The sequence below is a fragment of the Bacillus sp. SD075 genome (genome assembly GCF_017355165.1).
Taxonomy (GTDB): domain Bacteria; phylum Bacillota; class Bacilli; order Bacillales; family DSM-1321; genus Peribacillus.
In genome coordinates, this window is sequence record NZ_JADILK010000022.1 from 24,395 (window position 1) to 36,148 (window position 11,754).

Genomic DNA, 11,754 nt, shown 5'->3' on the forward strand with positions numbered 1-11,754 from the left:
AAAATTAACCTGGTTCTTTCCTGGGTTCGTCATTTAGTCACATTATTGCCCTTGTATTCAGCAATAATAACGGCGATTTTTGCAGTTTTTTGTTACAATGGGTTTATTGGTTAAATGAAACGAGGATGTGAGTCCCATGAATAATTATCTACAGGCCATCATTCTATATGCAATAAAAAAATTTCAAGGCGAACGTTCCATTTATGCTATATACCATATGCTGCAGGGGAAGAAATCGTCACAAACAATCCAGGATGCCCATTTATTCGGGTTAACGGATATTTTTGGGACAATACCCCGTTTTACCCGTAAGCAATTAAATCAAAACATTGAACATTTATTTAAGCATGACTTGATTAATTTAACGGATAAATCAGATGCATATGAAATTAGTATGCAAGGTGAAGGAATGTTAGTCGATTACTTTAAAAATAATCCATTTCCGACGTATATAAATGGTTGGAAGTATCATAATATCACCCCGGTTTTCTGGGGAAGGTTAAACTTACTCATTCAAACCATATCCCATATTGTCCACAATGAAAGACGTTTTTATCCGATACAACGAAATCCCAAAATCCAATTCTTCGTAAAAGATTTTTTACATGCCAATCGTCAGGATCGAGCCTTGATTGCTCAACATTTATATGATGAATTGATATCCCTTTTAGAAAATCAAAGTGATATGAAACGAGACATTTTCATTTGGAAATTAACCGGGGTAAATAGGATTGGACTTACGTTTGAACAGATTGCAAAAAGGAAAGGTGTAGAAGAAGAGTATGTTCGCTTTACATTCCTTGACTCATTGCATCAAATGCTTGCAGAAATGGAAACGGGAAAGGATTGCCCTCTCTTGTCCACATTAACCAATGACTGGAGAAGAAGTGGAAATCCTCATTTGACACAATCTACACAAACTACTTTACGATACATCCAGGAAGGTAAAAATCTGGGTGAAATAGCTGAAATTCGTGGATTGAAAGTCAACACCATCGAAGATCATCTCGTAGAAATTGTTTTATCGGACAAGAGATTTCCGATTTCGGATTATGTGACTATCGAGGATGAGAGGGAAATTGATGAAGCTATTAAGGAACTTGGAACGAAAAAGCTTAAAGCAATCAAGCAGATGGTCGATAATAAACAGATAAGCTTTTTCCAAATAAGACTTGTACTTGCGAAAATAGGTGATGGATGATGAATATAGAACAAGTCCTCAAAGAAAAATTCGGATTTGATGATTTCCGTCCTGGACAAAAGGAAGTAATTGAATCATTGATGTCCGGCCGTCATACATTAGCGATGCTACCGACCGGATCAGGTAAATCATTATGTTACCAGCTGCCGGCTTATCTTTTAAATAAGACTGTCCTAATTGTCTCCCCGTTATTATCATTAATGCAGGATCAGGCAGATCAGCTGAAGATGAGTGGCGAAAAAAGTGTATTGACGCTCAACTCTTTTTTGACGCTAAATCAAAAAAGAAAAGCTTTCGACCGGTTACATAGTTATCGTTTTATCTTTTTATCTCCCGAAATGCTAAGCCTGGAGGGTGTGATAAAATCCTTAAAATCCATAGACATAGGTTTGTTCGTCATAGATGAAGCACACTGCATTTCACAATGGGGGTATGATTTCCGTCCGGATTATTTGAATTTAGGAGAAGTGAGGCGTGAATTGAACAATCCGTTGACTCTTGCCCTGACAGCAACTGCAACCGAAGAGGTCCGGAGGGACATCGTTGGTAATCTCAACATTGGGCCGGTCAAGGAAACCGTTTCATCTGTTGATCGGGAAAATATTGCAATTATTGTCGAGCGAATGTTCAACTACGATGAGAAGCTAGCCCGTGTACTGGAGCTTGTCAGGAAATTCAACGGAAGCGGAATTATTTATTTTTCCTCTAAAAAAGTGGCGGAATCGGTCACTGGGTTTTTACAGGAAAACGGAATCGATAGTGTCAATTATTATCACGGTGGAATGGAACAGGAACAAAGGATGCTCATTCAGCAGCAATTCATTTCCGGTCAGTTAAAAATTATATGTGCAACAAGTGCTTTCGGAATGGGTGTGAATAAATCCGATGTCAGATATGTTATACATTTTCATCTCCCATCGACGATGGAAGCATATCTTCAGGAGATAGGCAGGGCGGGACGGGATCGGAAGCAAAGTGTGGCCGTCTTATTATATGGCGAAGGGGATGAAGGGCTTCCCCTGCATTTGATGGAGCAACAGTTGCCTACGGATTCGCAAATTGATGGTGTATGTTCTTTTCTTAATGCATCACAAAAAATCCCGATGAATATGACCCTCTCAGAAAAAGAACAGCTATCTCAATCCTTTTCGTTGAACGAAATTCAGCTGCGTTTTTTTACCCAGTTCATTACGGGCAATAGCTTTCATCAAGTGGAAGAGATGAAAGGGTATTGTCAAGAGAGAAAATTAAGAAATCAAGAAAAGCTGCATAAATTCCTTCACTGGATATATGCACAGGAATGTCGCCGTTTAGGGATACTGGACTACTTTGGAGAAAAGCATCGGGAAGTAAACCCCATCTGCTGTGATTTATGTGGGATGGATGCCGAAAAAATGGCTGATGTATGGCCGGAAGTCAAGGTGGATCCCGTCAATTCCTTTACCACGTGGAAAAAGGAATTGGCTTATATCTTATTAAAAAAGGAAAATGGCAATGAAAAATAAGCAAGCTGAAATGATTAAGCAACTTACAGATAAACAGTTGCTATATAATTTATTCCTTACACAAATTATTCTCTTAACGTTAGCCATCTTTTTAGGTATTATTTTATTTAAAGGCCGTTCTGCTTTTTTCGACTTATTTATCTTTGATGACCTGAACATTTTGCTGATTGGAGTTCCCGCGGGAGTCATTGTCGTGTTATTTGACTTATTGCTTATGAAAGTGACACCATCTTCCTTTCAGGATGATGGCGGTATTAACGAACGCATTTTCAGTAATTTGTCATACCCGAAGATTTTTGTCGTGGCTTTAGTGGTAGCGATAAGTGAAGAAATATTATTCCGTGGAGTGTTGCAAACACATTTTGGTTTGCTCTGGACGAGCCTCATTTTTGCAGCCGTTCATTATCGTTACCTCTTTAATTGGTTTTTATTTTTAAATGTTTTGGTTTTGAGTTTCTTTATCGGTTTTCTATTTGAAATGACTAATAATATCATCGTGACGATAACGGCCCACTTTTTGATTGACTTTATCCTTGGTATTTTAATCAGGAACAAAAAACAAAGAGGGTTTAGCAAGAGAGGGGGTGACTTGAATGAACCGAATACAAAAGAATGAAAAAGAAAACGATCAGGCTGGTGAACTTCGTTCACGAATTGAACGTCAGAGGGCTAAGTCATCATTGCCCAAGCGAAGCAAAGTACACCAGAATAAAAAGAAGAAAAGTAAAACGAAGATTAAGTTCCCGATGATACAATTATTAGCGTTATTTTTTATTTTACTTCCAATAGGATTTTATACTCTTTATACATATCTGCAGGATAGACCTATACCTAATACGAAAAGTGACCAAGTCGTCTTTGAAGATAATGAATCGATTCCAACTACAGCAACGGCAGATGATTTAAAGGAAAAAAAATCGGCAAAGGCTGGAGCTGAGAAAGAAAAAGAAACAGCTGAGGCTAAGGCCAAAGCGCAGCAAGAAGCTGAGGCTAAGGCCAAAGCGCAGCAAGAAGCCGAGGAAAAGGCCAAAAAGCAGCAAGAAGATGAGGCTAAGGCCAAAGCACAGCAAGAAGCCGAGGAAAAGGCCAAAGCGCAGCAAGAAGCTGAGGCTAAGGCTAAAGCGCAGCAAGAAGCTGAAGAAAAAGCCAATAAGGCAGCAGCAGAAAAGAAAAAGGCAGCCGGGAAACCGGATGAAGAGGATTACAAAGTTGTCTTACATACTGTTCAAGGTGAAGAAACATTATTTCGCATTTCCATGAATTACTACAAATCACAGGAAGGGATTGCTCTGATCAGGGAGTGGAATGGGCTGAATGGCAATGAAATTTCCAAAGGTCAGGTATTGAAAATTCCGATCAAGAAATAACATGGCACTCTGTCTTTATAGGCAGGGTGTTTTTTAATTGTTGGAATTGGTTCAGTATGAAGGCAAACGTGATAGGTACTTTATCATTTTTTTCACTACTCTTTCATATCATGATTTGAAAGAGTAGAGGAGGAAATGCGATGGAATCGACAATCATTTTATTGGATGAGAAAACGGATCAAGCAACAAAACAAATGCTGCAGAATGTCGTGGATCGAAAGAAAAAATTCGAGGCTCTAAAAAAGAAACACCTTCAAAGCTTATGGGCGACCATGATTGTTGCTGCCCTTTTTATGATTTACCTTTATTTTTATATCGTTGTACCTTATTCCTATTCCTTTTTCAGTATGTTTAGTGTTTTCGTCGACCATTTTAGTCATTTCCTTTTTTTGGCGGCAGCAATTGGTCTATATGGATATATGGTTTTAATTAAAAAAAAGCTTGATAAGGCTGAAAAGGAGTTTCAACTGCTTCGCTGTGAAATCATTAATAAAAGTAAGCAACTGTGGGAAAAAGAGGAAGAATGGAAAAGCCGCCATAAGGTTTTTGAAATGATGAAGAAGAATTATGATATTAACTTATATCATGAAAATAAATGATGATCGCATAAAATCATAATTAATTGCGGGTAATATGGTTTTATGGTTATATGTAAGTACGTTTGGATAAGGATGGAAAGAAGGTTTAACTAAGATGTTATGGTTATCTGGATTATTTTTAGTCATCATTCTGCTGTCATTTGCCACAATCATTTACATGTGGCGTACGGCAATGCAAGATAGGGTGATTTTTCAGGACTTATATTTCAAAGACTTTCCTGAAGGCTTTGGCGATGTTCGGATCTTTTTCATATCCGATCTTCATCGACGGGTCGTTTCGGATAAATTAATTGAGAAAGCTCGCGACAAGGCAGATTTGGTGATAATCGGCGGTGACATCAGGGAAAGCGGGGTTCCCCTAGAACGTGTGGAAAAAAATATATTGAAACTAAAAGAACTAGGTCCCCTATATTTTGTTTGGGGTAATAATGATTATGAAGGAGACTTCCATGAACTGGATGCGGCTCTTTTAAAACACGGTGTGAAAATCCTTGATAACACAGCTGTTTCTTTTGAGTCTCAAAATGGCAGCAAAATCGCTCTTCTGGGCATTGATGATATATCGGAAGAACGTGATAGGCTTGATCTTGCCCTGTCGGATTGCGGGAATGAAGATTTTCGGATTTTGGTGAGCCATAATCCATTTGTCAAGAAACAGCTGACTCCGGAACACCATATTAGCCTCGTCCTGTCAGGTCACACCCATGGCGGGCAGATTCGCATATTCGGATTCGGGCCCTATCAGATCGGCAGCATAAAAAAAGAGGGGGGCTGTTTATATATGACGAGTAACGGTTATGGGACAAGCGCAGTGCCTTTAAGGCTTGAGGCTAAGCCGGAAACGCACCTCTTCACCCTAAAAAGGGGGACAGACACTGAAATAGGCGAAGCTGTGGAAAAAACCTATTAGGCTGCTATTAGTCGGGCATATCGGGATTTTACAGACTTTGAAAAATCCCCTATAATTTCAACAAATGATCGTACAGTTATTGGAGGCCTTGTAAAACCATGCAAGAAGGTAAATATAATATAAAGGCAGTTTCAAAACTGCTAGACATTCAGTCGGGAACCCTTAGGGCATGGGAAAGGCGCTATAAATTTATCGAACCTGTCAGGAATGAATCAGGTCACCGGCTGTATACAGAAAAACATCTGCAAATCCTTAAGTGGCTCATTAATAAAACAAAGCAAGGTTTTACAATAAGCCAAGCTGTTTCACTTCTCGAAAGTACTGGCACTCTTGCGCCTGGAGTTCCTGAAACGAACCGTAAAGATGAACAAGCGATTAAGTTATCGGAGGAATTAATCGAAGCTCTATTGAATTTCAATGAAAATAAAGCCCATATGCTGATAAGTCAAGCTTTCAGCATGTATACAATCGAACAAACCATAGTTGATGTACTTGGTTCAATATTGGTTCAGATTGGGGATAAGTGGGAAAGGGGAGAAATTACTTCCGCTCATGAACACTTTGCGTCGAACATTCTAAAATCCAGGATCAGTTCAGTTATGCATACGATTCCGACAAATGGTTTTCTTCCGAAAGCCCTTACCGTTTGTGCTCCCGGTGAAAAACATGAATTTGGACTGTTGGTCTTCACCATTTTTTTGAAGCGAAAAGGGTATGAAACCATTTATTTAGGTGAATCCATTGCTGATAAGGACCTTTTCACCGTTTTAAACATCATAAAGCCCTCATACCTATTCATGTCATGTTCACTGAAAGAGAATCTTGATGGGACATTTAGGCTGATTGAAGCGTTGATAAAGGACTTCCCGGATTTGAAGGTGGGTATCGGCGGTGCGGCGCTTAGCTTTATTTCCGAAGAAAACCGCACGGCCTACAGCGGAGTTTTAATGGGGGACACGCAATCTAAATGGGAGGAATGGCTGAAAGGTTAGCTGCCGGCAGCTTAGGTGAAATAATGGATATGCACCCTGCGACCAAGGCTTCATATGATGTATGAAGATGGTAACCAGGGGGCATTTTTTTATGAAACTGGAGCGATTAACTAATAATAAAATCAAGATTTTTTTGACCCTCGATGATTTAATTGATAGAGGTATAACAAAAGAAGATATTTTAGGGAATTCCTTAAAGGTCCACAAGCTATTTCAGGATATGGTCGAAGAAGCGTGCGAAGAACTCAGCTTTAAAATGAGCGGTTCTATTGCAATCGAAATTTTCTCCTTGCCTGCTCAAGGGTTGATAATCATTGTGACAAAAGACGAAGAAGAATTATTGAATGACGAAGAGGAATTCTTGGATTTACAAGTGAAAATTGATGACTTCCCCCATATTCTGTATGTTTTCAGTGACTTTGAAGATATCGTCCAATTATCTCATAGATTATCTTTTCAAGGCTTGCTTAAGAGTACTCTTTATCATTTTGAGGGAAGATACTATTTACTTATCGAAAATGTTAAAGACACAACCTATGATACGGTCATATCTTTAGCGGCTGAGTATGGCCATGCATCTACATTGACACTCAGCCGCATCAATGAATATGGAACCTGTATAATCAAAAATGAAGCGATACATGTTTTGCTCACACACTTTAGCTGATGTAAAACGAATGAGACAAGGCAGCCACATTGAAAAACAATGCGGTTTGCCTTATTTGTCTCAACTTTCGGCCGAAGAAGATATACGGTAAAAGAGTAAGAAAACAGTTGGTATGATAACGTTTTCATTTTTAGAATATTTCCAACTTTTAAATTCCCATTTTTACTCTTGCATAAATGTAACGAAGGTGTATACTAGCACATGAAGAGGACTATTTGTACATTATAATTTTATATATGGATGAGATTTTCTAGGAGGTACTTTTAATGGAATCGGCAAAAGGCAATAGCCATGTAAATGAAGAAGAAAAACACGACGTACTGAGGTCTACCCAAACTGTAATACATAAAGCTTTGGATAAGCTGGGTTACCCGGAAGAGGTTTTTGAGCTGTTGAAGGAACCATTGCGTTTATTAACGGTGAAGATACCGGTCCGCATGGATGATGGCTCGGTTAAAATTTTCACAGGTTACCGTGCACAGCATAACGATGCTGTTGGGCCTACAAAAGGTGGTATCCGTTTTCACCCTAATGTAACGGAACGTGAAGTGAAGGCATTATCCATTTGGATGAGCTTGAAATGCGGCATCGTTGATTTGCCATACGGCGGCGGAAAAGGCGGTATCGTTTGTGATCCTCGTAATATGTCATTCCGTGAGCTTGAAAGGCTGAGCCGGGGCTATGTTCGCGCAATTAGTCAAATCGTGGGGCCGACGAAAGATATTCCTGCTCCTGATGTATTTACAAATTCTCAAATCATGGCTTGGATGATGGATGAATACAGCCGTATGGATGAATTCAACTCGCCAGGATTCATTACGGGTAAACCGCTAGTGCTTGGCGGTTCTCATGGCCGTGAATCAGCCACTGCTAAAGGTGTAACAATTTGTATCAATGAAGCTGCCAAGAAACGCGGCATCGATATTAAAGGGGCACGGGTCGTCATTCAAGGTTTTGGTAACGCAGGTAGTTTCTTAGCTAAATTCATGCATGACGCAGGGGCTAAAGTCATTGGGATTTCGGATGCATATGGTGCTCTTCATGATCCTGAAGGCTTGGATATCGATTATCTTCTCGATCGGAGAGATAGTTTCGGAACCGTAACGAAATTATTTAAAAGTACAATTTCAAATAAAGAACTGCTTGAATTGGAATGTGATATTTTAGTTCCGGCTGCAATTGAAAACCAAATCACTGAAGAGAATGCTGCTGATATCAAAGCATCGATCGTTGTCGAGGCAGCTAACGGACCTACAACAATTGAAGCGACACAAATCCTAACGGATCGTGGAATCCTTCTTGTTCCTGATGTCCTTGCTTCTGCTGGTGGTGTAACGGTTTCTTACTTCGAATGGGTACAGAATAATCAAGGGTATTACTGGTCTGAAGAAGAAGTGGACGAAAAGCTGGAAAAAATCCTTGTGAAATCTTTTAATAACATTTATGAACTTGCACAATCAAGGCGTGTTGATATGCGTCTAGCGGCTTATATGATTGGCGTAAGAAAAATGGCTGAAGCTTCTCGCTTCCGTGGTTGGATTTAAAAGATTCAATTCATGTATAAATTTATAGAAAAATCATGTTCATTGCATTATGATTGAAATGATTTGTAAAAACTCCTATCATGTATTGATAGGAGTTTTTATTATTTTATTGGACGAACGAATTACATAGTGCATGGAAAGGCAGTGGAATAAAGATGAATGTTGAAGAAGTCATTATCATAGGTGGGGGTCCTTGTGGGTTGGCGGCTGCAATCGCTCTTAAAGAAGTGGGAATACAGTCCCTGATTATTGAAAAAGGCAATGTGGTTGATTCCATTTACCGATATCCGACACATCAAACATTTTTCAGTTCGAGTGAAAAACTGGAAATTGGTGATATCGCTTTTATAATCGAAAACCGTAAACCGGTCCGCAATCAGGCGCTAGCCTATTATAGGGAGGTAGTCAGAAGGAAAGAGTTGCGGATCAATACATTTGAAAAAGTGGAAAAAGTGGAAAAACGAGAAGATGGGAAGTTTTTAGTCAAAACATCGAAAGGTGACTATACAGCCCTACGTGTGATCATATCGACAGGATACTATGATCATCCTAACTATATGTGCATACCGGGTGAACAGCTCCCTAAAGTGTTTCATTACTTCAAGGAGGGCCATCCCTACTTTAATTGTGATGTTGCAGTCATCGGTGGCAAAAACTCAAGTGTGGATGCTGCTCTGGAATTGGTCAAATCAGGAGCAAGGGTTTCAGTCCTTTATAGAGGATCGGATTACTCTTCAAGTATCAAACCTTGGATCCTTCCGGAATTTGAATCATTAGTCCGCAATGGAACGATCAAGATGGAATTTAATGCGAATGTTGACAGGATAACGGAAGACAGTGTCATCTATCATGTAGGTGATGAGGAAAAAAGTATTAAAAATGATTTTGTTTTTGCAATGACTGGGTACCATCCTGACCATTCCTTTTTAGCTTCAATGGGCATTACTATTGATAAGCAGACTGGGAGGCCCGCATATAACGAGGAAACGATGGAGACGAACGTTAAAGGTCTTTACATTGCAGGGGTACTGGCAGCCGGAAATAATGCGAACGAAATCTTCATCGAGAACGGCAGGTTTCATGGTGGATTGATTGCTTATGATCTGGCTGTTAAAGAAAAGTAATTTTAAATGAGGAGCTGGGACCGAATGGGAAAAATATCATTAATAACGACTGGTGGGACTATTGCCAGTAAAGAAACTGAGAATGGTATGTTGGCCTCTGGTGCATTGACTGGCCATGAGTTGGCATCACTTTGCGAATTGCCCAACGATATCAAGGTTAAAGTGGTTGATCTTTTCCAGATTTCAAGTATGTCCATGTCCTTTGAGAGAATGCAACAGCTTAAATCAGCCATTCAAAAGGAACTGGAGGATCCTGAAGTTACAGGAATCGTCGTGACTCACGGTACGGATACACTAGAGGAAACAGCCTATTTCCTTGATCTCACGAGTAAGGATCAACGTCCAATCGTAGTAACCGGCTCCCAACGGTCTCCTCAAGAGGTGGGAACTGATGTATATTCCAATCTAAGGAATTCCATATTATGCGCTGCGAGTGATCTTATTAGGGATGTTGGTGTAGTGGTCGTTTTTAATGAGCGGATTTATTCAGCAAAGTATGTCAAAAAAGTTCATGCTTCCAATTTGCAGGGGTTCGAATCTTTTGGCTACGGATATTTGGGGATAATTGATAATGATGTCGTCAGCATTTATCAAAAACCTTTACATAGGGAGTGTTATGATATCCTGAAAAGCATCCCCAGAGTGGATATCATCAAGTGCCATACAGGCGCTGATGGCCTCTTTATTGATGCTGCAGTTGCAAATGGTGCGAAAGGCATCGTGCTCGAAGGTGTAGGAAGGGGACAAGTTACCCCTGTAATGGTAACTTCCATACAAGCTGCAATCGATAAAGGCATTACGATCATCATGACTACAAGTGCAGAAGAAGGAAAGGTTTACCCAGCTTATGATTATGAAGGCAGCGCATTTGATTTAAAACAGCGCGGTGTGATATTAGGCGCTGATTATGACAGCAAGAAGGCTCGAATTAAATTAGCTGTCATGCTGGCAGGCGAAAAACCAATAGATGAGACCTTCTTTAAGTACTGAGGGATTAAATAAAATTTGGAAGTCTTGATTCTTGGATTCAGTTTTTCTTCATTCCATGGTACGATTAAGGAAAAGAAGATGAAAAGAGGGTCAGCTAATGCTGGTCATGTTGTCAGCGGCCATTGCGCCAGGATTGGCGCTACTGAGCTATTTCTATTTGAAAGATCAATATGAAACCGAACCGATATCGGTTGTGGTCAAAACATTTTTATTCGGTGTATTTCTTGTATTGCCGATTATGTTCATACAGTATGTGCTCGAAACTGAACAAATCTTGAATACCGATTTAGCAAATGCTTTTTTATGGGCTGCACTGCTTGAGGAATTCTTCAAGTGGTTCATACTCATTTATGTCATTTATCAGCATGTGGCATTCGATGAGCCATATGATGGGATCGTTTACGGAGCTGCAGTCTCCCTTGGATTCGCTACAATGGAGAATATATTGTACCTGCTGGCCAACGGGGTGGAACATGCTTTTCTCAGGGCTATTCTCCCTGTATCCAGTCACGCTTTGTTCGGTGTGATCATGGGATATTATTTGGGCCAGGCGAAATTTTCGGCTTCGAATAATAGGGTCTATTTATTATTGGCATTGGTCATACCCATTTCATTACATGGGGTTTACGATTATATTTTAGTTTCCCAAAAATTTTGGGTGTACTTTATCATGCCATTCATGATTTATCTATGGTGGTTAGGCATGAAAAAAGTAAAGAAAGCACGTTTGTTGTCTGACTTTCACGCAGAAAAACTTTCTCAAAATCATTACCTTAGCAAATGACGAATAATATCAAAACGGAGTGCTGGCATATTTTGCCCGCTCCGTTTTTTTTATGTTTGGAATAAAAAAGC

The 11,754-nt window shown here is 39.7% G+C and carries 12 protein-coding genes; all 12 read left to right on the forward strand.

Going from position 1 to position 11,754, the window contains the following annotated elements; genetic code table 11:
• Window positions 1–136: 136 nt before the first annotated feature.
• Window positions 137–1,201, forward strand: a complete 1,065-nt coding sequence (locus IOC57_RS15330) for a YpbB family protein (RefSeq protein WP_207439538.1) — start codon at window positions 137–139, stop codon at window positions 1,199–1,201.
• Window positions 1,201–2,706 (forward strand): RecQ family ATP-dependent DNA helicase, encoded by a 1,506-nt coding sequence (locus IOC57_RS15335; protein ID WP_207439539.1) that lies wholly within the window; start codon window positions 1,201–1,203, stop codon window positions 2,704–2,706. The genes IOC57_RS15330 and IOC57_RS15335 overlap by 1 nt, the downstream gene beginning before the upstream one ends.
• Window positions 2,696–3,322, forward strand: coding sequence for a CPBP family intramembrane glutamic endopeptidase (locus IOC57_RS15340; RefSeq protein WP_207439540.1), 627 nt, complete (start codon window positions 2,696–2,698; stop codon window positions 3,320–3,322). Before IOC57_RS15335 ends, IOC57_RS15340 begins: the two co-directional genes overlap by 11 nt.
• Window positions 3,300–4,073 carry a LysM peptidoglycan-binding domain-containing protein gene (locus IOC57_RS15345; protein WP_207439541.1) on the forward strand — a complete coding sequence of 258 codons (774 nt, stop codon included), beginning with the start codon at window positions 3,300–3,302 and terminating at the stop codon, window positions 4,071–4,073. The genes IOC57_RS15340 and IOC57_RS15345 overlap by 23 nt, the downstream gene beginning before the upstream one ends.
• Before the next feature lie 140 nt (window positions 4,074–4,213).
• Window positions 4,214–4,672 (forward strand): YpbF family protein, encoded by a 459-nt coding sequence (locus IOC57_RS15350; protein WP_063233188.1) that lies wholly within the window; start codon window positions 4,214–4,216, stop codon window positions 4,670–4,672.
• A gap of 94 nt (window positions 4,673–4,766) precedes the next feature.
• Window positions 4,767–5,582, forward strand: a complete 816-nt coding sequence (locus IOC57_RS15355) for a metallophosphoesterase (protein WP_207439542.1) — start codon at window positions 4,767–4,769, stop codon at window positions 5,580–5,582.
• Window positions 5,583–5,680: 98 nt separating this feature from the next.
• Entirely contained in the window at window positions 5,681–6,574 is an 894-nt protein-coding gene (locus IOC57_RS15360; RefSeq protein ID WP_207439543.1) for a MerR family transcriptional regulator, read from the forward strand.
• A gap of 91 nt (window positions 6,575–6,665) precedes the next feature.
• Window positions 6,666–7,241, forward strand: coding sequence for a genetic competence negative regulator (locus IOC57_RS15365; RefSeq protein WP_207439544.1), 576 nt, complete (start codon window positions 6,666–6,668; stop codon window positions 7,239–7,241).
• A gap of 266 nt (window positions 7,242–7,507) precedes the next feature.
• Entirely contained in the window at window positions 7,508–8,785 is a 1,278-nt protein-coding gene (locus IOC57_RS15370) for a Glu/Leu/Phe/Val family dehydrogenase (RefSeq protein ID WP_048681753.1), read from the forward strand.
• A 155-nt stretch (window positions 8,786–8,940) separates the two neighbouring features.
• Complete coding sequence (locus IOC57_RS15375; RefSeq protein WP_207439545.1) at window positions 8,941–9,909, forward strand: YpdA family putative bacillithiol disulfide reductase; 969 nt, start codon at window positions 8,941–8,943, stop codon at window positions 9,907–9,909.
• Window positions 9,910–9,933: 24 nt separating this feature from the next.
• Window positions 9,934–10,899: an asparaginase gene (locus tag IOC57_RS15380; protein ID WP_207439546.1), complete on the forward strand. Its 966-nt coding sequence runs from the start codon at window positions 9,934–9,936 to the stop codon at window positions 10,897–10,899.
• 97 nt (window positions 10,900–10,996) lie between these two features.
• Complete coding sequence (gene prsW, locus IOC57_RS15385) at window positions 10,997–11,683, forward strand: glutamic-type intramembrane protease PrsW (RefSeq protein WP_207439547.1); 687 nt, start codon at window positions 10,997–10,999, stop codon at window positions 11,681–11,683.
• The last annotated feature ends 71 nt before the right edge of the window (window positions 11,684–11,754 follow it).